Genomic DNA, 23,449 nt, shown 5'->3' on the forward strand with positions numbered 1-23,449 from the left:
ATTCCAGTCCCTCTTGCAAATGCCTATTTTCAGAAAAGTTTGCTATAATATAAGAAATAATCAAGGTGGTGGGACTATGGAAACAACGGAATTCCATGATACAATACAAGCCTTTTCTATTTTTTTATTGAATAAAGGCCGAAAGTCTTCAACCATTAAACGTTATGTTTATGACATTGAAGATTTTGGACATTGGTTAGAAAAAAACAAAAAGCTCCCTTCCAGTAATATATGGGCAACACTTTGTACAAAAGACTATGAAGATTACTTTTCAGACTTAAAAAAGAATCGACACTACTCTGAGAAAACAATGCATCGTGTATTTATTGTATTAAATAGAATGCATCATTTTCTTAACATTCCAAATCCATTGAATGATATGGAAATTACTATTCAACCAAACCGTGCATTGCGTAATGAAGATTTCATTTCATCCGATGAAGAAAAAAGATTAAAGCATATAGTCACTTCATTAGAAGGACTTTCAGAAAAACAACGTCCCGTTCGTCCATTATTAATGGATCGTAATATCGCCATTTTAAGTCTATTAATCGACTACGGACTATCCTTACAAGAGCTTACAGCATTAACTATGCATCACGTTCATTTTGAAACTAATACACTTTCTATTCCAGCAACCGCAGGAGTAGAAAGAACAATCACATTAGCAATCGAAGACAAAAAACAACTGTACACATATTATAAAAGTATTCCAGAACCAGTTCGCCCTAAATACCATAGTAATGACCCGTTGTTTGTTGCATTCGATTTTAACCGTGGAACATACAGATGGGTATATGAAAACGACGCACCAAAAGCACTAACAGAAATCGCTATTCAAAAAATGATCCGACTTGAAGTAGCAAGAGCGAATTTACGTAAAGGCATTTCTGGACAACATTTCCGGAACACATTTATTTTACGCCTAATAAAAAAACAAACCCCAGAGCCAGAGATCATAAAATTAGTTGGCTTCAAATCAAAAATTTCACTAAAGCGATATTATCAATATGCTGAAAATAAAAAAAACGCCCTATAATAAGGCGTTTTTTTATTTTTTTCTCAAAACAATCAATTTCACTATGACCATTTAGCTATTCCCTGCATCTACTATGATGAGTTTCGTTCACATTCTTATTAGAAAGGAGAGATTTAATGTCTCGCTTTAACGACAATCAAAATAAACACTCCAATCCCTGCTTTCCAACTAGCGCTGGACGAATTCCAACTACCCCAACAATTCCAATTACTAAAGCGCAAATTAGGACATTCCGTGCAATCATTAACGATTTAATAAAAATAATCCCTAAACTTTTCGCCAATCCATCTCCCAAAAACATTGAGGATCTAATAGATACATTGCACCTACTAAGCAAATTCATCTGTTCACTAGACACTACTTCCGCTCTGAAAGCACAAGGATTAGCCATCATTAAAAACTTAATAACTATATTAAAAAATCCAACCTTCGTAGCAAGTGCTGTATTTGTTGAACTTCAAATTTTAATTAATTATTTACTTTACATTACAAAGTTATTCCGAATTGATCCTTGTACACTCCAAGAACTCCTTAAATTAATTGCAGAGTTACAAACTACTCTAGTTAATTCAGCTTCGTTCGGCAGAGGACCTACTGGACCTACTGGACCTACTGGACCTAGAGGTAACACGGGCGCTACTGGTGCTACCGGACCTAGAGGTAACACAGGCGCTACTGGTTCCACTGGTCCTAGAGGTAACACGGGCGCTACTGGTTCCACTGGTCCTAGAGGTAACACGGGCGCTACTGGAGCCACTGGACCTAGAGGTAACACGGGCACTACTGGATCCACTGGTCCTAGAGGTAACACAGGTGCTACTGGTTCCACTGGTCCTAGAGGTAACACGGGCGCTACTGGTGCTACCGGACCTAGAGGTAACACAGGTGCTACTGGTTCCACTGGTCCTAGAGGTAACACGGGCGCTACTGGTGCTACCGGACCTAGAGGTAACACAGGTGCTACTGGTTCCACTGGTCCTAGAGGTAACACGGGCGCTACTGGTGCTACCGGACCTAGAGGTAACACAGGTGCTACTGGTTCCACTGGTCCTAGAGGTAACACGGGCGCTACTGGTGCTACCGGACCTAGAGGTAACACAGGCGCTACTGGTTCCACTGGTCCTAGAGGTAACACGGGCGCTACTGGTTCCACTGGTCCTAGAGGTAACACGGGCGCTACTGGTTCCACTGGTCCTAGAGGTAACACGGGCGCTACTGGTTCCACTGGTCCTAGAGGTAACACGGGCGCTACTGGTGCTACCGGACCTAGAGGTAACACAGGTGCTAGGTAACACAGGTGCTACTGGTTCCACTGGTCCTAGAGGTAACACGGGCGCTACTGGTGCTACCGGACCTAGAGGTAACACTGGTGCTACTGGTTCCACTGGTCCTAGAGGTAACACGGGCGCTACTGGTGCTACCGGACCTAGAGGTAACACAGGTGCTACTGGTTCCACTGGTCCTAGAGGTAACACGGGCGCTACTGGTGCTACTGGACCTACTGGAGGTAACACGGGCGCTACTGGTGCTACCGGACCTAGAGGTAACAGGTGCTACTGGACCTCAAGGTAATGGTGCCACTGGACCTCAAGGTATTCAAGGTAACACGGGCGCTACTGGTGCTACCGGACCTAGAGGTAACACTGGTGCTACTGGACCTCACTGGTAATACAGGTGCCACTGGACCTCAAGGTATTCAAGGTAACACGGGCGCTACTGGTGCTACCGGACCTCAAGGTACACAAGGTAACACTGGTCAAGGCTAACACTGGACCTCAAGGTAACACTGGCGCTACTGGACCTCAAGGTAATACAGGTGCCACTGGACCTCAAGGTATTCAAGGTAACACGGGCGCTACTGGTGCTACCGGACCTAGAGGTAATACAGGTGCTACTGGACCTCAAGGTAATACAGGTGCCACTGGACCTCAAGGTATTCAAGGTAACACGGGCGCTACTGGTCCTCAAGGTACACAAGGTAACACTGGTGCTACTGGACCTCAAGGTAATACAGGTGCCACTGGACCTCAAGGTATTCAAGGTAACACGGGCGCTACTGGTCCTCAAGGTACACAAGGTAACACTGGTGCTACTGGACCTCAAGGTAACACGGGTGCTACTGGACCTCAAGGTACGCAAGGTAATACAGGTGCTACTGGTCCTCAAGGTAACACGGGCGCTACCGGTTCCACTGGACCTCAAGGTGTTCAAGGTAACACGGGTGCTACTGGTCCTCAAGGTAACACGGGCGCTACCGGTTCCACTGGACCTCAAGGTGTTCAAGGTAACACGGGTGCTACAGGTGCCACTGGTCCTCAAGGTATTCAAGGTAACACGGGTGCTACTGGACCTCAAGGTGCGCAAGGTAACACAGGCGCTACTGGTGCTACTGGACCTCAAGGTGCGCAAGGTAACACAGGCGCTACTGGTTCCACTGGACCTCAAGGTGCGCAAGGTAACACGGGTGCTACTGGACCTCAAGGTACGCAAGGTAACACAGGTGCTACTGGACCTCAAGGTATTCAAGGTAACACAGGTGCTACTGGACCTCAAGGTATTCAAGGTAACACGGGTGCTACTGGACCTCAAGGTGCGCAAGGTAACACGGGTGCTACCGGACCTCAAGGTGTTCAAGGTAACACAGGTGCTACTGGTATAGGAGTTACCGGACCTACTGGACCTTCTGGTGGGCCTCCTGGACCTACTGGACCTTCTGGACCTCAAGGTGCTCAAGGTAACACGGGTGCTACCGGACCTCAAGGCGCTCAAGGTAACACGGGTGCTACCGGACCTCAAGGTGTTCAAGGACCAACGGGTGCTACTGGTATAGGAGTTACCGGACCTACTGGACCTAGCTTCCCAGTAGCAACAATCGTTGTAACAAACAACATCCAACAAACAGTACTCCAATTTAACAACTTTATTTTTAGTACTGCAATTAACGTAAACAATATTATCTTTAACGGCACAAATACAGTTACTGTTATTAACGCTGGTATTTATGTAATTAGCGTATCTATTTCTACAACTGCGCCAGGATGCGCTCCACTTGGAGTAGGAATTTCAATTAATGGAGCAGTTGCTACTGACAACTTCTCTTCAAATCTAATAGGCGACTCACTTTCATTTACTACAATCGAAACATTAGCTGCTGGAGCAAACATTTCTGTCCAATCTACTCTTAACGAGATTACGATCCCTGCAACAGGAAACACTAACATTCGTCTTACTGTATTTAGAATCGCTTAAATTTCACTATTTATTGTTTATGACAAATAAAAAAAGAGCGAGAATGAACTGCACCCCAATTGTTAGACACAGTCTAACAATTGGAGGTGCAGTTTTTCTATGGCTAAATTTACAGCTGATGAAAAAATACAAATCGTTCTACGTTATTTGAACGGAAATGAAAGTTATCGAGAAATGGGTAGAGCGATCGGTATAAGTGGCACAATCATTTTGAATTGGGTAAACCAATATAAGCAAAATGGTGTGGAAGCTTTTCTAAAACGATGTACAAATTACACACAACAATTTAAACTAGACGTACTAAACTTTATGATTGAAAACGGTATGTCCTTATTTGAGACGGCAGCTATCTTTAACATTCCTGCCCCTTCAACGATTTCTGTTTGGAAAAAACAACTCGAAACACAAGGAATTGATGCCCTTCAATCTAAGAAAAAGGGGCGTTCATCCATGAAAAAAGATTCAAATAAACAATTAAAACAAGCTTTAGCTGAAGGGTCAGTCGAAGCACTTGAAGCACGTATTAAACAGCTTGAAATGGAAAATGAGTACTTAAAAAAGTTGAATGCCTTAGTTCAAAACAAGGAAAAATCACAAAACAAGATAAAGCGCAAGTAGTCTATGAATTAAGGCATAAATATTTGGTGAAGGCACTCGTGGAGCTAGCTGGTATTCCACGAAGCACGTATTATGATTTAGTAAAAAAATGAATCGCCCAGATGTAGATGCCGATTTGAAAGCTGAGATTAAAGCGATTTATGAGGAGAATGAAGGTCGTTATGGTTACCGTCGCATTCGTGATGAATTAACGAATCGTGGTCAGAAAGTGAATCAAAAGAAGGTGCAACGCATTATGAAAGAGCTTGGCTTAAAGTGCGTTGTGCGCATGAAGAAATATAAATCTTATAAGGGGAAAGTCGGTAAAATTGCACCCAATATTTTAGAGCGTAATTTTTATGCAGACGCACCGAATCAAAAATGGGTAACAGACATCACAGAGTTTAAATTGTTTGGAGAAAAACTGTATGTATCACCTGTATTAGATTTGTATAATGGTGAAATTATTACCTATACAATTGGTTCTAGACCGACGTATTCGCTTGTTTCAGAGATGTTAGAGAAAGCATTAGAACGTTTACCTGAAAACCACCAGCTACTGATGCATTCGGATCAAGGATGGCATTATCAAATGAGACAGTACGTCCGTACACTTGAATCAAGAGCTATCGTACAGAGTATGTCTCGAAAAGGAAACTGTTACGACAACGCAGTAATAGAGAATTTCTTTGGGATTATGAAGTCGGAGTTCCTCTATATAAAAGAATTTGAATGTATTGAGCATTTTAAAATAGAATTAGAAAAATATATAGATTATTATAATACGAAACGGATTAAGGCAAAATTAAAAATGAGCCCGGTACAATACCGGACTCATTTGGATCAAGTTGCCTAATGAAATAACCGTGTCTAACTTTTAGGGGTCACTTCAGAAACTCGCTCTTTTTTTGTTATGTACAATAATTCATTACTACTCTAATTCAATTGAAACATTTTTTTGTGGTACAAATGTAGAAATTGCATGTTTATAAATAAGCTGTTGCTTACCTTCTGTTTCCAGCAGGACTGTAAAATTATCAAATCCTTTAATTAATCCACGAAGCTGGAAACCATTTAATAAGTACAGCGTAACGAACGTATTCTCTTTACGGAGTTGATTTAAAAACTGATCTTGAATATTGATTGATTGCTTCATGTCGAATCCTCCTCTTTTTCTCTACTTACTATTATTCGACTTTAGTTGTAGCTTTCCTTCTATGTATCGTAAAATTTCTGACGTTTTTTCACCATCAGTAACATCGAACCACGCGACATCCATCTTATTACGGAACCACGTTAATTGACGTTTTGCATAACGGCGTGAATTCGTCTTTAATTGTGATACCGCTTCTTCTAAAGATACACGATTCTCAAAATAATCATATATCTCTTTATAACCAATCGCTTGAATAGATTGACAATCTCGCACTCCTCTTTCATGTAAACCTTTTACTTCTTCTAATAAACCTTGTTCAATCATTAGGTTAACACGTAAGTTAATGCGATCGTATAGCATTTCTCGATCCATTGTCAAGCCAATTAATGAAACATCGTACAGTAACTCATTTTCTTGTTTTTCGAGCTGGTTACTCATTTTTTCACCCGTCGTGTGAAAAATTTCTAACGCCCGAATAACACGCCTTACATTATTGGCATGAATACGCTCCGCACTTTCTGGGTCTACTTCTTGCAACTTTTTATGTACATATTCCACACCGTGTTCTAATGCTAACTTTTCCATCTGTTCTCGGTATGTAGCGTCCCCAGCCTCATCTGTAAACTGGTAATCGAATAGAACAGATTGTATATAGAGACCGGTTCCACCAACAATAATTGGTAATTTCCCGCGCTCTGTAATTTCTCGAATGCACTTACGGACACGTTCTTGAAATTCCGCCACAGAAAATGAATCTTCCGGATCTTTTATATCAATCATATAATGCGGAATTCCGTCCATCTCATCTATCGTCACCTTTGCAGTCCCGATATCCATCGTACGATAAATTTGCATGGAATCACCACTAATAATCTCACCATTCAACGCTTTTGCAAGATCGATACTTAATTTCGTCTTTCCGACAGCAGTTGGCCCAATGATGACAGCAACTTTTTCACGTTGCACTTCTCCCATATCATTCAACTCTCTTTATGTAATATACTCCATCTATTGATTATACCCAATCTTACCAATTTTAACGGCATGATTGCAAGTTCTTTGAATCCAGTACATGCAATTACACAAAAAAAAGAGCATAGCTTGTCCAATTCTGCATATACATGATAAAAAATAGCTCGGAGAGGGTGCAATGACTATGAAACAAGCGACTATCGATTTTCCATTATTAATAAAAGACCTTATTTTAGCTACTGCTACAAAAGAACAAAATTGTTCACAAGAAGAATTATACTTCGCACTAAATTGTTTACTACGTTCCTTTCATTCTACTCTTCAAGAAACAACGTTACATCCAGAAAATAAAAATACAGAGTATATGCAAACTCAATTTTGCACCGCGTATAAAATTATTACAGGTAAAACAATTTACCCTTTTCAATAATTCTTATATAAAAAAAGCGGCCGCTTAGACATTTTCAAGCAGCCGTTTTTTATTTTAATAAATTATTTTATAACTTTCACTTTAACGGATTTACGACCCCAACTATCAGCAGTGCTATCTGAACCAACTAAAACATCAATACGGTTTCCTTTAATCGCGCCACCAGTATCTCCAGCAATTGCTTCTCCATATCCTTCCACCCACACTTTTGATCCGAGAGGAATTACTTTCGGATCAACAGCAATAACTTTCATATTTGGATTCGCTGTTAAATCATGCCCCATCGCAGTTAACACACGACCACCATATGTGCCATTTTCACTCGGGTGAGCTGTGTAAGCTGTCGCTTCTACTGTTATTTCACGACCAGCAGGTTCACTTGTTTCAGTAGATTTCGCCACTGGCTTAGTTGCCGGCTTCGCTTGCGCTACTGGTTTACTTGATGCTCCACTTTTAACTGATTCTTTTCCGTTAACTGCCGTATCATTTTTAGCCGGCACTTTCACCTTAACTGATGTATCATTTTTAACCGCCGTTTTCACCTTAGTTGGCGCTTCATCTTGAGCTGGAACTTCTTTTCTTTCAATAACAGGTGCTGTACCTGTTAAAAATGGTATGTGAACATACGCCGCTTTCCCGCCATATTCGAATTGTAACCATTCGTTTTGTACTTGATTTGTCGTTTCAATCAAGTCATCTTTTTTAAGCGTGCCAAGAATTTCTGAATCAGTATTCGCTCCAGCACGAATGTTTAATACGTTTGCTGTTACATAATAAGAACTTTTCGTAAACTCAGCACTTACAAAAGCTTCTTTACCATCTAATTTAATTTTGGACCATCCGTTTTCTGTATTTATAACATCTAATTTATTTCCACTTAACATTTTACCTACAAGTTTTGATTCTACAGTTGGGTTTTCTCTAACGTTTAATACATCTGTTGTTACAATCGTTTCCGCTTTAGCAGAACCTGCAAAAATCCCAAGACCAAAAACTGCTGCTGTTGCTATACCTAATAATTTTTTCATGAATAGCCTCCATTTGCTTTGTTTTCGTGTTCTCATTATAGCAACAGTTTTTTGTAGAATTTCGAAAATCACACAATTACAAAGCATTCGTAATAAACGATTAATGATTTGTAACATAAATTTCCATATTAAAGAATTGTATTTCTACCAAAATTAGCAATAGTTTTCATATATTTCTCACAAATTAGTATAAGAATTTTTTTCCAGAAAAAATTACAGTATTACTTTTTTGTTACAAAAAAATCACTTTTCATTACATCTTTTACCAAAATCCATCATAATCCAATTATTAAATTACTTTTTGTAACGAAAAAGGAACAACTCCTATTAGCTGTCCCTTTTTATCTTTTATTTAACTTTCTTCTTCCAAACACCTATCATAATAGCTGAAACAATCGTTCCAATTAATATAGAAACAATATATAGCAACGGTTTATTCACTAATGCGATAACAAACAATCCACCATGCGGTGCCGGCAATGTAATTTGGAATAACATAGATAAGGCACCCGCGATACTTGAACCAACAACACAACTTACTATTACTCGAACCGGATCGGCAGCTGCAAATGGAATCGCACCTTCTGTAATAAACGATGCTCCCATAATATAATTTGTTAAACCAGATTTACGTTCTGCTTCTGTAAATTTTGTTTTAAAGAATGTGGTTGCGAATGCAATCGCAAGTGGCGGTACCATACCACCAGCCATAACTGCTGAGTGCACTCCAAAATTCTGTGCTTCTATTGCAGCAATACCAAATGTAAATGCCGCTTTATTAATTGGACCACCCATATCAATTGCCATCATACCGCCCAAAATAAGACCTAATAATATAGCATTCGTACCGTTCAAACCATTTAACCATCCTGTTAACATTTCATTTAATGCTACTACAGGCGGATTTACTACTTTTTGCATAACAACTCCTGTAATCAACAATCCAAAGACTGGATATAACAAAACAGGTTTAATTCCTTCTAACTGTACTGGTAATCCTGAAAATAATCTTTTCAATCCTAAAACAACATATCCAGCTAAGAAACCAGCAATTAATCCACCTAAAAATCCCGCATTCGCTTGTGCTGCTAAAAACCCACCTACAACACCAGGCATAAAACCAGGACGATCAGCAATAGAACTCGCAATAAATCCAGCTAAGATTGGTACAAGGAATAAAAACGCACCTGTTTTTCCTCCCCCAATAGACATGAACAATTCAGCTAAAGGACCTTCCGCTTTTATACCACCAAACGAAAACGCTAGCGCTATTAAAATCCCGCCACCAACAACGAATGGAAGCATATTACTTACACCGCTCATTAAATGCTTATAAATTCCTAGCCCTTTTTCTTTCTCTACATGTTCTGCCTTCCCATTCTCTTTGACACCTTTAAAGATTGGCGCATCTTGTTTTACAGCTCGATTAAGAAGGAATTCAGTTTTTCTAATACCATCAGCTACTGGCACTTGAATGACATACTTCCCCGCGAAACGGTTCATTTCTACCTGTTTATCTGCCGCAACGATAATCGCTGTTGCGCGTTCAATATCCTCTTTCGTTAAACCGTTCTTTACACCTGTTGATCCATTCGTTTCAACTTTAATCGCAATCCCTAACTCTGCCGCTTTTGCTTTTAAACTATCCGCAGCCATATATGTGTGAGCGATACCAGTCGGACAAGCTGTAACAGCTAATACGTATGGCTCATTCCCTTCCGGCTTTGCTACTTCAACTTCTTCGTCTTCTTTTTCATTCTCTTTTTCATCAAATAAACGGAGAAGCTCATCCTCATCCTTTGCTTCTAATAATTGCTTGCGGAACCCTTCATCCATCAATAACGTAGAGAGACGAGATAACGTTTCTAAATGAGTATTATTCGCCCCTTCACTCGCAGCAATCATAAAAAACAGATGTGCAGGCTGTCCGTCAAGCGACTCATAGTTGATACCGCTTACACTTCTACCAAAACAAATCGATGGTTGTTTAACGGCATTCGTCTTCGCATGAGGTATAGCAATACCTTCACCAATTCCAGTTGTACTTTGTGACTCCCGCTTTAGAATAGCTTCTTTAAATTCAGCTTTACTATTTAAACGATTAGCACCATTTAATTTCTCAACTAATTCATCTATGACAGCTTCTTTATTTGAAGCTGTCAAATTCATAATGACTGTATCCCTTTTTAATAGTTCTGTAATTTTCATATGTTGCTTCCCCCTATCGCTTAGTTACAATTACTTGCGACAATAATTCTTCTACTTTTTCTTTTTCACATAAATCAGCTGAAAATGCTGTTGCACTCCCTGTTGCAACGCCATATTGAAATGCCTTTTCAATATCTTTTGTCTGTTCATATTTACCTACAAATCCTGCAACGAGAGAATCTCCGGCCCCAACCGAATTAATTACAACACCTTTTGGAACAGTTGCTTCATATATACCTTGTGCCGTAAATAATAAAGCCCCATCTCCAGCCATTGATACGATAACATGCTCTACACCTTGTTCAACTAATTTTCTTCCAAACGGTAAAACATCTTCTACTGTTGAAATCTCTACTCCGAATAACTCACCAAGTTCATGATGATTAGGCTTTATTAAAAATGGTTTATTTTTAATTACATGTTGTAGCGCACTTCCACTTGCATCGACTACTACGCGAATACCTTTCTCAGCTCCGAGCGCTGCGATTGATTCATAAAAAGTAGTTGAGATAGACGCCGGTACACTTCCAGCTAGTACAACACAATCTCCCTGCCTCATACTTTCGATTTGTTTCATTAATTGTTCAAATTGTTCATTTGTCACATTAGGACCTTGCCCATTTAATTCTGTCTCTTCTTGCCCTTTTATTTTCACATTAATTCGGGAATCACCGTCTACTTGGACGAAGTTTGTTGTTACACCTTCCGCCTGTAATACATCTTTAATAAATCGACCGGTAAATCCACCAGTAAATCCAAGCGCTACATTTTCAACACCTAAACGATGAAGAACACGAGAAACGTTAATGCCTTTCCCTCCAGGAAATTTCATATCTTTCTCTGCTCGATTTACTGCGCCTAAATCGAAGGAATTAACTTGTACTACATAATCAATAGATGGGTTTAAAGTAACTGTATAGATCATTGTTTATCAGCCTCAATTACATTGGTTTGTCTTTTATATTTTTCTAAATCAATTTCTAAATGGTTTGTAATAATATTCGCTTCTTCAACATTGGCAATTTTCGCAAATGCAACTTCTGAGAACTTACTTTCATCAATTAAGAAATATCCTTCGTTCGCAAATGTTAATGCCATTTGTTTTAAAAGTGCCTCTTCTGGATCTGGAGTTGTAAAACCAAGCTGTTCATGTACACCATTTGCTCCTAAGAAACATTTATCAAAACGGTACTTTTGCATGCTTTCCTGTGCCATAGCACCAATTAAAGCTTTCGTCCTACTTTTCATCATCCCGCCTAGTAAATATGCACGAATATTATTTTCAACTAAAGCTTCAATATGCATAAGTCCATTCGTAACGACAGTAACATCTTTATTTATTAAAAATGGAATCATTTCAAATGTTGTACTTCCTGCATCTAAATAAACGCAATCCCCTTGTTCAACAATACTAGCCGCATACTTGGCAATTTGTTGTTTTATTTGAATGTTTTTGGATGATTTTTCAATCATCGTTGGCTCCTGTCCTTTTCCTGTTAAAACAGAGGCACCACCATGAACTCTTTTTAATAACCTTTGTTTTTCTAATTGTGCTAAATCACGACGAATTGTCGATTCAGAGCTTTCTGTTCTTTCAACTAATTGCTGCAATTTAACAACTTTTTGTTCTTTTACAAGTTGCAATATCATTTGATGACGTTCAGGAGTTAACATTTTCTTCACCTCTTCTTTGATTACAGTATAATGAAAACGATCACAAAAATCAACCATAAACATTCACAAATAACCAAAACCAGTCACAAGCAGTTATAGACAACAAAAAAGAAACCCATTTGATTGTTATATCAAATGGGTTTCTTTTTTCGATTCACTTATAAAGAAGCTTTATATATACTTAAAACATCGTCTTTATTTAATTTTTTAAAGTTACCGAATTCACCATAAGCCATCGCTTTATCCGCCATTAAGTCAATTTCACTTTCTCTAATAGCGTAATCAGCTAATGTTACTGGAGCTTCAATTGAAGTCCAACATTGACGTAACGCCTCAATTCCCTCTAATGCAACCTCTTTATCTGTCTTCCCATCTGTTTCTACATCGAATACACGAATAGCGAACTGTTTAAAGCGACTCACATTTTCATCTATAACATGCTTCATCCAATTTGGGAATAGAATCGCGAGTCCGCCCCCATGCGGTATGTCATGAACAGCAGAAACTGCATGCTCAATATTATGAGTTGCCCAATCTCCTTTTACTCCCATCGCTAAAATGCCGTTTAACGCCATAGTACCGCAATATAAAATTGTTTCCCTATGCTCATAATTTTCTAGATCACTTAAAAGCTTAGGAGCTGTTTCAATTACTGTTCTTAAAACAGATTCACAATAACGATCTTGTAATTCTGTATTCATGCCGTGATGGAAATATTGCTCTAATACGTGCGACATAATATCGACCATACCATAAATCGTTTGATCTCTCGGCACAGACGAAGTATGTAGTGGATCTAAAATTGAAAACTGAGGGAATGTAACTGGACTGCCCCAGCCGTACTTTTCATTCGTTTCCCAGTTTGTAATTACAGATCCTGCATTCATTTCAGAACCTGTTGCCGCAAGAGTGAGTACAGTACCGAACGGTAACGCCTCGCTAGCAAATGATTTTTTCGTTACAATATCCCATACATCTCCATCATATTTACTACCAGCAGCAATCGCCTTCGTACAGTCGATTACACTTCCTCCGCCAACCGCTAAAATAAATTCGACTCCATTGTCTTTACAAATTTGAATCCCTTTCTTTACTGTTGATAAACGAGGATTCGGTTCAACTCCTGTCAACTCAAATACTTCCGCATTTATATCCTTTAAAATAGAAATTACATTATCATAAATACCGTTTCTTTTAATACTGCCCCCTCCATATACGAGAAGGACCTTTTTACCGAACTGTGGAATTTCAGTTTTTAACTGCTCTAATTGTCCTTTACCAAAAATAAGTTTTGTTGGATTACGAAATACAAAATTTTGCATATACCTTTACCATCCCTTCCATATGAAAAGCAACTATACTTTTGTATACCACACTTTTTTAATTTCACAAACAAATTTGCTTAACAAAAAAATCCCAGCCTTTAGGCTGAGATTTTTTATTGATAATAAGGTGAGATCATTAAGTAAACAATAACCCCAGATAAGCTTACATATAACCAAATCGGCATCGTCCAACGTACAATTTTACGGTGACGTGTTAATTGATTCGTAAAACCAAATACAAGTGCGAACAATGCAAGGGGTACAATAATCGCCGCAAGGATAATATGTGTAATTAAAATGATGAAATACACATATTTAATGAATCCTTCTCCACCGAAATGTGTTGCCGGTGCCAAGTAATGGTACGATAAATATGACACACAAAATAATAAAGTCGTTGTAAATGCTGCAAGAATAAAACCACGGTGCATCTTTACATTCTTTTTAATAATAGAGAATAAAGCTGCTAATAAAAATACAAACGTAAAACTATTAAAAATTGCGTTTAACATTGGTAAGATAGTTACATCAAAATGTACTTCCCCTTCATAGCCAACAGGTCCAAAGAACAAAAACAAAATAATCGCATTTACAATTACAGAAAGCGTTATCACAATAGGAGCATAGCTTTTCTGATTCGTTGATTGATCCACCAAATTGGTCACTCCTCTTCTTTCAAATATGTATAATTAACCTCACTATTTTAACATATTATTCACGGTGTAAATGTGACAATAGTTTGACACAGTAAGACAGGGCAAAGAAAAAACCCTTCTTAACAATACTTCTTAAGAAGGATTTTATCGCTTTATTATTCAAATAGCAATGCGATTAGTTTTTGTTAAAAAACGTACTGCTATACGCTTGATATATTTCAGACACTTGATATCCCATTAATGAAATTGCTGTTAATGAAAAGAAACCAATCATAAGAAATCGAAACCACATATAAATCTCCTCCTTGTATTTAGCTTAAAAAGCAGTCGCTATATTACAAGTTGAGTGGCACTCTTCATCGTCACTTTCCTTTTTCTTTACAATTGCTGTTATAAATCGAATCATAAAGAAAATCACAAAAGGAAATTGTTCGTAATTTACCTTGGCATAGTTTGGCAACGGCTCGCGCTGCACATCGAACGGAGATGAGAAGGAATAGAACATACCTTGCTCTTCCATATATACAATTACAATTTTCATACAAAACATTATTCCTAGAAATGAAACAATATCTTGCCATTCTGTCGTATATAAAAAGTTATACAGCTCTAATACGTACTCTTCCATCGTCATCCCCCCTTCCTTTTTTACCATTTTGCTCGCCTTCATATAAAAAGTCAAGAAAAAAGTTTATATTCACTATGACAATAGTAATTACTTGTTTCTATGATTATATATGATTCTTTTATAGCAATGATTGGGTGTAACTCTCTTCTAAAACAAGAAATTAGAATCGAACAGATTCCTCATTCTTACTTTTAGGATTCAACAATGTACTATTTTTATTTCTATATATTCTGTATTTAATCAATAAAAAAAGAGAACTTTCTTTAAAAGTACTCTTAATTCTTCAAAATATTAAACGTTCTACTTCAGTCACTACTTTGCTTCAATACAAATAGTGAAAGTTCCGGTACACTCAAAAATCTAACAGGCATTCGGGTTGTCCCAATACCACGATTTACGTATAAATGTAACAGCTTACTCTTCCCTTCTAATTCATACATACCTTCAACATGACTCTCAGCTAGTTTTGTAGTAATTAAAGGACCTACAAAAGGAATTTGAACTTGTCCTCCGTGACTATGTCCTGACATTTGAAAATCGACTGGATAACGAGATACTTTATCTACAACATCCGGCTCATGTATTAATAGCATATTGAAATCTTGTTGTCTTAAGTTTTTTAAAGTCGAGTCTATTTGTGGCTTCCCTAATAAAAAATCATCCAAACCTGATATTGTAATATACTTGCCGTTTTCCCCTTTAATTTTCTGCACTTCATTTACTAACACAGAAAAACCAGCTTCCTCCATATACTTTTTGTAAAATAAACTACCGCCCCCACCTCTATCATGATTCCCAAACACAGCATATTTTCCTAGGGGAGCTTTAATTTTCTGCAAAATAACCTTTGCTTCTTCTCTTTCCGCACTATAGGATCCAAACTTATCTATTAAATCTCCTGTAAAAACTACTATATCTGGATGTAATTCATTCATCTTCTCCACCAAATTTTCTAGTTGTTTCAATGTAAAATCTGGTCCTAAATGTAAATCTGAGAACTGCAATATTTTTTTATTATTAAACTCTTTAGGAATTGTAGGAGCTTCTATTTCATTCCACGTAACTGTTACTAGTCTTCTTTCTATTTCAGTCGCATAGAAATACAAACTTACTGGTATCATTAATATACTTATGAAACTAATAATAAATATCTTTACGATTGATTTTTTTCGTTCTTTTTTTACATGATGCGTATTCATGTTTTCACCTCTAAAATCACTTTAAATCCTTATTGTTACATTAATGTGACAACATGAACAATGTTCGTTATATCCAATTTCAGCCCCACTCACTTTGACAAATTTATACAGAAATCATATCATATTTTTATCATACATAGATTCTTTAAAATGTTTCTTCTATTCATTCCATCATTCTATTAAGGAGAGGTTATTCATGTCTGTATTTACACCAGAAGAAATTACGGAACTTGCTGCTAATTCTGGAAGAAAAAAAGCTCATTTATCATTGCTCCCTATGCTAATTCTCGGTTTTTTTGGTGGTGCTTTCATAGCATTAGGATATTTACTTGATATCCATGTTATCGGAACAATGCCAAAATCTTGGGGATCATTTACTAGCTTTTTAGGTGCTGCCGTATTCCCTATCGGTCTTATACTCGTTATCCTTGCAGGCGGTGAATTAGTAACTGGCAACATGATGACCGTTTCAATGGCATGGCTTCACAAAAAAATCGACTTATTTCACTTCATACGAAATTTAGTTATTGTTACGTTTAGCAACTTCATAGGTGCTATATTCGTCGCTTATTTTTTTGGTCATATCGTCGGCTTAACGGAGGGAGCTTTTTTAGCAAAAACAGTTACTATTGCACAAGCTAAACTACAAGATACACCACTGCAAGCCTTCATTTCTGCAATCGGGTGTAATTGGCTCGTTTGTTTAGCTGTTTGGCTCAGTATGGGAAGTAAAGAATTTATCGGAAAGATTGTCGGTATTTGGTTCCCTGTTATGACTTTTGTTGTGATTGGATTTCAACACGTTGTAGCCAATATGTTTGTCATCCCAGCTGCAATTTTTTCTGGTCATTTAACTTGGGTTGAATATGTTCCAAACTTCATTTTTGTTTTCTTCGGAAACTTAGTAGGGGGTATGTTATTTGTAGCATTACCTTATTTCATATCTTATAATAAGAAACTACCTTCCAATAAAGAGCAAACTGCATTAAAGAAAAAATCTGTATCCGCTTAAATTGAATGTCTATAAATTGGTCCTAAAAAATATTACAAATTTCATTTTTTTTGCGAATATATGTACGTACACTTGTTCTCGAATGTTTTATACGTTATAATAACAACTTAAATAGCATTATTTACATATGAGGTGAAAAACATGAATAAGACAGAATTAATTAAAAACGTAGCACAAAACGCTGAGATTTCTCAAAAAGAAGCTACTGTAGTTTTACAAACTGTAGTAGAATCAATCACTAACTCTTTAGCTGCTGGCGAAAAAGTACAACTTATCGGATTCGGTACATTCGAAGTTCGTGAAAGAGCTGCTCGTACAGGCCGTAACCCACAAACGGGTGAAGAAATGCAAATCGCAGCTTCTAAAGTACCTGCTTTTAAAGCTGGTAAAGAACTAAAAGAAGCTGTAAAATAATGAAAAATAGCCTTCTCATTTATGAGAAGGCTATTTTTTTCATGACATAATTAATAAAAATCTGACCATTATGCTGCTTATTTTGTTCCTTTATGCAAATAAAACCTTTGCTTTCAAAGAAAGGTTTTGCTGTAATACTCGCCTCTGTATATATATCCCTATGCTGCAAGGTCACTGCTTCTTTTTCTAACTTCTGTAGTATGTATGATGCTATCCTTTTTCCTTGATAATCTTTATGCGTAAATAAGCGATCTACGTAATGATCATCATTATAATCCCCAAATCCCACTATCACACCTTTATAATCAGCAACGTAACAAATATTCTTTTCTAAAGACTCTAGCCATCTCTCTCTATCTAGTCGCTCTGGGGCCCACGCCTGTAGCTGTAACTCGTTATAATCTTTTGCATTCACCGTACGAACCGTTTCATAGAACAATTGTAATACTTGCTCTAAATCCTCTTTCTGGAATGTTCTAATTTTAATATCTTTAAACATATGTAAAACTCCTTATCAAACTAACTCTTTTATTTCGGTTATCCGGATAATTATTTCGTGTTTATTTTCGAAGCAGTTTCTTCCACTATATATGATTCTACTTCTGCTCTTTCTATATTATATCGACTTTTCCTTCTAAACGAACAATAAACAATACTTATACAAAGTATTGTTTATTGTAAAAAAGCATATTAAATTCGCTTTATAGCTGAAAGTGTTTAAGATTTCAATTTAACTCTTTGTAATCTTAATGCATTTAATACGACTGATACAGAGCTAAATGCCATTGCTGCACCTGCAACCCAAGGTGCTAAGAAACCGAGCGCCGCAATTGGAATTCCTAGGCCGTTATAAGCTAACGCCCAGAATAGATTTTGCTTAATATTTCTAATCGTCATTTTACTCATAAAAATTGCATCAGCAATACTATTTAAATCACCACGGATTAACGTAATATCTGCCGCTTCCATCGCTACATCCGTACCTGTTCCAATTGCCATACCGATATCCGCCGTAGCAAGTGCAGGAGCATCATTTATTCCATCTCCAACCATTGCTACTTTCTTACCTTGCGCTTGCAGTTTTTTCACTTCTTCTGCTTTTCCTTCAGGTAATACTTCTGCAATTACGTGATCAATACCAACTTGCTTAGCGATTGCCTGAGCAGTTTGTGTATTATCTCCTGTAATCATAACAACGTCTAGACCCATTTTCTTAAGTCTTGCGATAGCTGCTTTTGAAGTATCTTTTACAGTATCTGCAACGGCCACTATACCAGCATATTCTTTATTGATCGCAATAAGCATTGCTGTTTTTCCTTCTCGTTCTAGCTCTTCCATCGATTTAGAAACTTCTTCAATATCAATATCGAATTTCTTCATTAATCGACGTGTACCAATTAATAATTGTTTCCCTTCTACGACTGATTCGATACCGAATCCTGGAATCGCTTCAAACGTTTCTGAACTTGGGATATCAATTTTCTTTTCTTTAATTCCTTCTACAATCGCTTCTGCAAGTGGATGTTCAGAATTTTTTTCTGCCGCACCTACTAAACGTAGTATTTCTTCTTCATGGAATCCATCTGCTACAATTACATCTGTTAAAACAGGCTTCCCGTTTGTCACAGTACCTGTTTTATCTAGAATAACTGTATCTAATCGGTGGGTTGCTTCTAAATGCTCCCCGCCTTTAAATAAAATGCCATACTCAGCCGATCTTCCTGATCCAGCCATAATAGATGTAGGTGTCGCAAGACCTAATGCACACGGACAAGCGATAACAAGTACTGCTATCATTTTCTCAAGTGCTCCGCCAAAATCACCAGGTGTAACAAATAGCATCCACACTGCAAATGTGATAATAGCAATTACAACTACAACTGGTACGAAAATACCAGAAATTTGATCAGCTACCCTTTGAATAGGAGCTTTTGAACCTTGAGCCTCTTCTACTACTTTAATAATTTGAGCTAATGCAGTATCTCTTCCTACCTTAGTTGCTTTAACTTTTAAAAATCCATTTTTATTCATTGTAGAGCCAATTACTACATCCCCAATTGTTTTATCAACTGGAATACTCTCGCCTGTTAACATCGATTCATCTATCGCTGATTTTCCTTCTACAATTTCTCCATCTACTGGTATTTTTTCACCAGGCTTTACATAAACGATATCACCAGCTACCACTTCTTCGATTAAAATTTTCATCTCTGTTCCATCTCGCACAACTGTGGCAGTTTTCGCTTGTAGTCCCATCAACTTTTTAATAGCTTCTGATGAACGCCCTTTTGCTCTCGCCTCAAATAATTTACCTAAAATAATTAAAGTAATAAGTACCGCACTCGTTTCAAAATATAAATCTGTCATATGTTCTGAAGAACCAATCGACCTAATACTTAAATAAACACTATAGAAATAAGCTGCGGACGTTCCAAGTGCCACAAGAACATCCATGTTTGCACTTTTATTGCGTAGCGCTTTATAAGCACCAATATAAAACTGGCCTCCAATGATAAACTGAACCGGAGTTGCAAGAGCTAGCTGCACCCAAGGGTTCATAAGCACATCAGGTAAATAAATAAATGATGTAAATGAGAAATGACTTACCATTGCCCACAGTAACGGGAATGATAAAATAAACGAAATAATAAATTTCTTCTTTTGTCGTTCAATTTCTTGTAAACGATGATCAGTTGATCCATCTTGCTCATCTGATTTCACTTCCAATTTATATCCTAATTTCGTGATTGCACTCTTCATTTCATTTACATTAATTTCATCAGGATTAAAATCTACTGTAGCTGATTCCAAAGCGAAATTTACTGTCGCTCCGTTCACACCTTCTAACTTATTTAAACGCTTTTCTACTCTATTCGCACATGCTGCGCATGTCATCCCTGAAACAGTAAACTCAGCTTTATCACTTACAATTCCATATCCTAGCGACTCAACTTTTTCCTTAAATTGTTGTGGATTTGTTTTATGGGGATCATACATTATTTTTGTTTTTTCAAGTGCAAAATTTACATTTGCATCATGAACACCTTCTACTTTTTTCAGGCCTTTTTCAATTCTATTTGCACAGGCTGCACATGTCATGCCTGATATTTGGAGATTGGCCTCTTTTTTTTCATTCATGTCTCTCACCTCTATATACCCTTATAAGGTATAATTTTTAGCAAAATAAATCGTACTCCATATAAAGTACGATTTATTTCTATATTAAAAATTATTATTGAATTTCATAGCCTTGATCTTCAATTACAGCAACGATATCTTTTAACGTTACAACTGATGAGTCGATAGTAACTTCAACAGTTCCTTCTGCTAATTGAACTTTTACTTGTTCAACGCCGTTTAGTTCTTTCACATTACTTTCAATAGAATTTACACAATGCCCACAAGACATACCCTCAACTTTTAATGTTAACTGTTCCATTTAAAATCCTCCTCTTGTTTATTCATTGTTTATTAATCACAACTACATCTTACCATACCCCCCTAAGGTAATCAATGGTTTTGTATCATGATTTTTATTTTTTTCTAAAATCTTTATTTTTTTGCTCCAATTATGAATTTATATATCTTCTCCTATATAAACAAAAGCCAAGCTAGTCAAATACTAGCTTGGCTTTTATGCTTTTGAAAAACGTTCAAATACTGTCATTAATTCTTCAATTGCTTCGTCACCATTACCATTTTTAATAGCTCCTGAAACACAATGACTCGTATGATTTTTTAAGACACCCATTCCTACTTTTTTCATCGCTGCATTAATCGCAGAAATTTGAACTAAAATATCCACGCAATAACGATCATTTTCAATCATATTTTGAATACCACGGACTTGGCCTTCAATTCTCTTTAATCTATTTATAATTTGTTCTTTTTCTTTTTCTGATCTATGTGTTACTGATTCATGGTCCTTATGATCCATATTATCACCTTCTTAAAGTTTCTCTTCATCCAATAAAACAATTGCTTTTATGAGTATACCAATTATATCATCAAATATCTATGTAAGATACCCCATATGAGTATATTTCCGCTTTATGATTATTCTTAACACATCATTAGCTTCTCAGTCTCAATTAATATGATACCCTTTCTTTTTTTCAAAAAAACAATAATAAGCAGGGATTGTCCATCCCCGCTTATTATTCATCCACAAATATAAAAGTCTCAATTTTCACACGTGTAAATTGAGACTTTTTTCTTCCTATATATAATTATTGCTGATCACATACTTTTGTATCATTCACTACTGAAGTTCCTTCAACGGTTACCGTATGAAAACAGTCATTTACACGAACTGTCACAACATTATCTTGCCGATCAATGATATGATAGTCATTAAAATTTTTATTCAGAGCACTGCGAATTTGTTCTCCTTCATAAATTGGAATACCATGTGATAAAACCCAAATAAGCCCAGCGATAGCAAGAATAGTTTTCATACGATCTACCTCCTTGAGAATATAGTGAACTTTTAATCCATGCTTTTTCAGCTCTATTAATCATGAATGGAATGAATCAAGCCTTTTTGGAAATAAGTTCATTTCGTCTATTTTATGTTTATGCTAATTGTGACCGAATTGTGACAACTTTTTGTCTATTTAGACGAAAAGTTGAAACAAAACTTTCAAAAAGGACAATTCTACTTATAAAAAAAGGTTATGGAATGTTTCATCCATAACCTTTTTTCAGCCCTATTCTACAACTCATCCACCGTACTTCATGTGATTTTTGTAGAGTTATTTTATTTTTATTCATCGACATCAAAACAAAATCTTGAAAAAACTTCCCACACGAGTTCATTTCTACTACTTACCCCAGTCTTTTCAAAAATGGATTTTAAATGATCTTGTACCGTGTATATAGATATACAAAGTTCATGGGCTAATTCCTTTGTCGACATCCCTGTAATAATTTTACGTATTACTTGCTTCTCACGTGTTGTAAAACTATACACTTCCGTAATAAGCGGAAAGATTTCTTCCGGTCTTGCTCTTTCGAATAGAACAACATAACCACCCTGAAAACTACTTGTACGTTCTAACTTACTGGCCCGAATGATTAAAAAATGTCCATAGGCTAAAGGTATACAAACTTTTTCTTCTCTATTCATACAACCTACATTATATTCGTTAGCCTTTACTTTCGAACAAACCGCACGTATTGGCCTTGGTATTTCTTTTATATTTAACTGTTCATACTTTCTAAGATTTGAGAGCCAATCGCTGCCATCTTGATTCCAATATAATAAATTAAAATCCTCACTTAATATAATCGTGCCTGTCCCTATTACCTTCTCTTCTGAAAAAGGTTTAGGAAATGCCTTTTTTAAAGCCTCTCCAGCAATTGGGACTATCGTTGCCAAATACTTACAATCATCTATATGAAAAGCGGGACTTGTACTCCCTCGAAATAAACTAAGATGCCCAAAACAGTTCCCCTTACTCATACAAACGCCCCTTAATTCATCTCCAAAACTTGCTGGTTTTAAAATATTTCGGTATCTAGAGCTTTTCTTTTGTTCACCATTTGTCACCATACTAAGAGAAGCAACATGAGGATAGTGTTCTGATAAATATTTAAATTTATTAAAATCATCTTCTAGAAATTCATTCATAAACAATTGTGGATGAATCTTTTCAACACTTTCATCCGTAAATGCCCCAGTAGATAAAAAAGAAATTGGGTCTATAGCTGTAAAACAAGCGGCGTCAAAATCAATGACTTTACGTATTAAGTGGAGAAGTGACTCTTGAAATGTCCTTATAGAACTTATACGATTCGCTACCATTGTAATTTCTTTCGTTATTTTTTCATACATCCTCTTCCCCCCAGATTTACGGGATT

General features: G+C 36.9%; 24 protein-coding genes and 2 pseudogenes. 8 read left to right on the top strand and 18 right to left on the bottom strand.

The annotated features are described in order from the left end of the window. The first annotated feature begins 76 nt into the window (after positions 1 to 76). A complete protein-coding gene (locus tag MKY70_RS19125) occupies positions 77 to 1,039 on the top strand; it encodes a tyrosine-type recombinase/integrase (protein WP_088033958.1) in 963 nt (320 codons plus the stop codon). A 136-nt stretch (positions 1,040 to 1,175) separates the two neighbouring features. On the opposite strand, the gene MKY70_RS30870 is transcribed toward MKY70_RS19125, so the two are convergent. Further along, positions 1,176 to 1,382 (bottom strand): hypothetical protein, encoded by a 207-nt coding sequence (locus MKY70_RS30870; protein WP_445662177.1) that lies wholly within the window; start codon positions 1,380 to 1,382, stop codon positions 1,176 to 1,178. Here MKY70_RS30870 and MKY70_RS30875 point away from each other — a divergent pair. Further along, positions 1,303 to 1,548 (top strand): annotated as a pseudogene (locus tag MKY70_RS30875) (collagen-like repeat preface domain-containing protein); the annotation flags it as partial. The gene MKY70_RS30870 and the pseudogene MKY70_RS30875 overlap by 80 nt on opposite strands. On the opposite strand, the gene MKY70_RS30880 reads toward MKY70_RS30875, so the two are convergent. Beyond that, positions 1,521 to 2,318 carry a hypothetical protein gene (locus MKY70_RS30880; RefSeq protein WP_445662173.1) on the bottom strand — a complete coding sequence of 266 codons (798 nt, stop codon included), beginning with the start codon at positions 2,316 to 2,318 and terminating at the stop codon, positions 1,521 to 1,523. The pseudogene MKY70_RS30875 and the gene MKY70_RS30880 sit on opposite strands and share 28 nt — an antisense overlap. Before the next feature lie 2 nt (positions 2,319 to 2,320). Between MKY70_RS30880 and MKY70_RS30885 the strand changes: the two genes are divergently transcribed. From MKY70_RS30885 to MKY70_RS19140, 3 genes and pseudogenes are all read left to right on the top strand, one after another. Continuing rightward, complete coding sequence (locus MKY70_RS30885) at positions 2,321 to 2,611, top strand: hypothetical protein (RefSeq protein ID WP_445662174.1); 291 nt, start codon at positions 2,321 to 2,323, stop codon at positions 2,609 to 2,611. A 147-nt stretch (positions 2,612 to 2,758) separates the two neighbouring features. Further along, positions 2,759 to 4,288 (top strand): Gly-Xaa-Xaa repeat protein, encoded by a 1,530-nt coding sequence (locus tag MKY70_RS19135; protein ID WP_341074551.1) that lies wholly within the window; start codon positions 2,759 to 2,761, stop codon positions 4,286 to 4,288. 99 nt (positions 4,289 to 4,387) lie between these two features. Next, positions 4,388 to 5,741, top strand: a pseudogene (locus tag MKY70_RS19140) (IS3 family transposase). A gap of 75 nt (positions 5,742 to 5,816) precedes the next feature. On the opposite strand, the gene hfq reads toward MKY70_RS19140, so the two are convergent. Beyond that, positions 5,817 to 6,041: an RNA chaperone Hfq gene (gene hfq / locus MKY70_RS19145; RefSeq protein ID WP_000813896.1), complete on the bottom strand. Its 225-nt coding sequence runs from the start codon at positions 6,039 to 6,041 to the stop codon at positions 5,817 to 5,819. A 21-nt stretch (positions 6,042 to 6,062) separates the two neighbouring features. Then, a complete protein-coding gene (miaA, locus tag MKY70_RS19150; protein ID WP_002014696.1) occupies positions 6,063 to 7,016 on the bottom strand; it encodes a tRNA (adenosine(37)-N6)-dimethylallyltransferase MiaA in 954 nt (317 codons plus the stop codon). Positions 7,017 to 7,197: 181 nt separating this feature from the next. Here miaA and MKY70_RS19155 point away from each other — a divergent pair, with 181 nt between their 5' ends. Next, the gene (locus MKY70_RS19155) at positions 7,198 to 7,443 is read left to right on the top strand and encodes a hypothetical protein (protein WP_002014695.1); all 246 of its coding nucleotides are present in this window, start codon (positions 7,198 to 7,200) and stop codon (positions 7,441 to 7,443) included. Positions 7,444 to 7,505: 62 nt separating this feature from the next. On the opposite strand, the gene entD is transcribed toward MKY70_RS19155, so the two are convergent. The 8 genes from entD to MKY70_RS19195 all read right to left on the bottom strand — a co-directional run bounded on the left by entD (position 7,506) and on the right by MKY70_RS19195 (position 16,161). Continuing rightward, positions 7,506 to 8,471 carry a cell wall-binding protein EntD gene (gene entD, locus MKY70_RS19160; protein ID WP_113735691.1) on the bottom strand — a complete coding sequence of 322 codons (966 nt, stop codon included), beginning with the start codon at positions 8,469 to 8,471 and terminating at the stop codon, positions 7,506 to 7,508. Positions 8,472 to 8,819: 348 nt separating this feature from the next. After that, positions 8,820 to 10,679 (bottom strand): PTS fructose transporter subunit IIABC, encoded by a 1,860-nt coding sequence (locus tag MKY70_RS19165; RefSeq protein WP_088034660.1) that lies wholly within the window; start codon positions 10,677 to 10,679, stop codon positions 8,820 to 8,822. A gap of 13 nt (positions 10,680 to 10,692) precedes the next feature. Next, positions 10,693 to 11,604, bottom strand: coding sequence for a 1-phosphofructokinase (gene pfkB, locus MKY70_RS19170; protein ID WP_002128626.1), 912 nt, complete (start codon positions 11,602 to 11,604; stop codon positions 10,693 to 10,695). Beyond that, entirely contained in the window at positions 11,601 to 12,353 is a 753-nt protein-coding gene (locus MKY70_RS19175; protein ID WP_002128628.1) for a DeoR/GlpR family DNA-binding transcription regulator, read from the bottom strand. The genes pfkB and MKY70_RS19175 overlap by 4 nt, the downstream gene beginning before the upstream one ends. A 158-nt stretch (positions 12,354 to 12,511) precedes the next feature. After that, positions 12,512 to 13,675, bottom strand: coding sequence for an iron-containing alcohol dehydrogenase (locus MKY70_RS19180; RefSeq protein WP_088034656.1), 1,164 nt, complete (start codon positions 13,673 to 13,675; stop codon positions 12,512 to 12,514). Positions 13,676 to 13,791: 116 nt separating this feature from the next. Next, positions 13,792 to 14,334, bottom strand: coding sequence for a DUF420 domain-containing protein (locus tag MKY70_RS19185; protein WP_000228315.1), 543 nt, complete (start codon positions 14,332 to 14,334; stop codon positions 13,792 to 13,794). Between the two features lie 316 nt (positions 14,335 to 14,650). Next, positions 14,651 to 14,989 carry a hypothetical protein gene (locus MKY70_RS19190; RefSeq protein WP_078175321.1) on the bottom strand — a complete coding sequence of 113 codons (339 nt, stop codon included), beginning with the start codon at positions 14,987 to 14,989 and terminating at the stop codon, positions 14,651 to 14,653. A 278-nt stretch (positions 14,990 to 15,267) separates the two neighbouring features. Next, on the bottom strand, positions 15,268 to 16,161 hold the full coding sequence (locus MKY70_RS19195; protein ID WP_002087972.1) for a metallophosphoesterase: 894 nt from the start codon (positions 16,159 to 16,161) through the stop codon (positions 15,268 to 15,270). A 196-nt stretch (positions 16,162 to 16,357) separates the two neighbouring features. On the opposite strand from MKY70_RS19195, the gene MKY70_RS19200 reads away from it, so the two are divergent. Together MKY70_RS19200 and MKY70_RS19205 are read left to right on the top strand one after the other, a co-directional pair. Next, positions 16,358 to 17,173 (top strand): formate/nitrite transporter family protein, encoded by an 816-nt coding sequence (locus MKY70_RS19200; protein ID WP_341025544.1) that lies wholly within the window; start codon positions 16,358 to 16,360, stop codon positions 17,171 to 17,173. 141 nt (positions 17,174 to 17,314) lie between these two features. Then, positions 17,315 to 17,587: an HU family DNA-binding protein gene (locus MKY70_RS19205; RefSeq protein WP_002033657.1), complete on the top strand. Its 273-nt coding sequence runs from the start codon at positions 17,315 to 17,317 to the stop codon at positions 17,585 to 17,587. 19 nt (positions 17,588 to 17,606) lie between these two features. Here MKY70_RS19205 and MKY70_RS19210 read toward each other — a convergent pair whose 3' ends face one another. From MKY70_RS19210 to MKY70_RS19235, 6 genes are all read right to left on the bottom strand, one after another. Beyond that, positions 17,607 to 18,086, bottom strand: a complete 480-nt coding sequence (locus tag MKY70_RS19210) for a GNAT family N-acetyltransferase (RefSeq protein ID WP_341025545.1) — start codon at positions 18,084 to 18,086, stop codon at positions 17,607 to 17,609. A gap of 218 nt (positions 18,087 to 18,304) precedes the next feature. Then, the gene (locus MKY70_RS19215) at positions 18,305 to 20,725 is read right to left on the bottom strand and encodes a heavy metal translocating P-type ATPase (protein WP_341025546.1); all 2,421 of its coding nucleotides are present in this window, start codon (positions 20,723 to 20,725) and stop codon (positions 18,305 to 18,307) included. 94 nt (positions 20,726 to 20,819) lie between these two features. Beyond that, positions 20,820 to 21,026: a copper chaperone CopZ gene (gene copZ, locus MKY70_RS19220; protein WP_002033654.1), complete on the bottom strand. Its 207-nt coding sequence runs from the start codon at positions 21,024 to 21,026 to the stop codon at positions 20,820 to 20,822. Positions 21,027 to 21,221: 195 nt separating this feature from the next. Next, positions 21,222 to 21,524, bottom strand: coding sequence for a metal-sensing transcriptional repressor (locus MKY70_RS19225; protein ID WP_002014668.1), 303 nt, complete (start codon positions 21,522 to 21,524; stop codon positions 21,222 to 21,224). A 292-nt stretch (positions 21,525 to 21,816) separates the two neighbouring features. Beyond that, on the bottom strand, positions 21,817 to 22,044 hold the full coding sequence (locus MKY70_RS19230; protein WP_002190443.1) for a hypothetical protein: 228 nt from the start codon (positions 22,042 to 22,044) through the stop codon (positions 21,817 to 21,819). 308 nt (positions 22,045 to 22,352) lie between these two features. Next, on the bottom strand, positions 22,353 to 23,423 hold the full coding sequence (locus tag MKY70_RS19235) for a helix-turn-helix transcriptional regulator (RefSeq protein WP_341025547.1): 1,071 nt from the start codon (positions 23,421 to 23,423) through the stop codon (positions 22,353 to 22,355). Positions 23,424 to 23,449 lie beyond the last annotated feature (26 nt).

This window comes from Bacillus sp. FSL R9-9492 (genome assembly GCF_038007365.1).
In the GTDB taxonomy this organism is placed as follows: domain Bacteria; phylum Bacillota; class Bacilli; order Bacillales; family Bacillaceae_G; genus Bacillus_A; species Bacillus_A mycoides.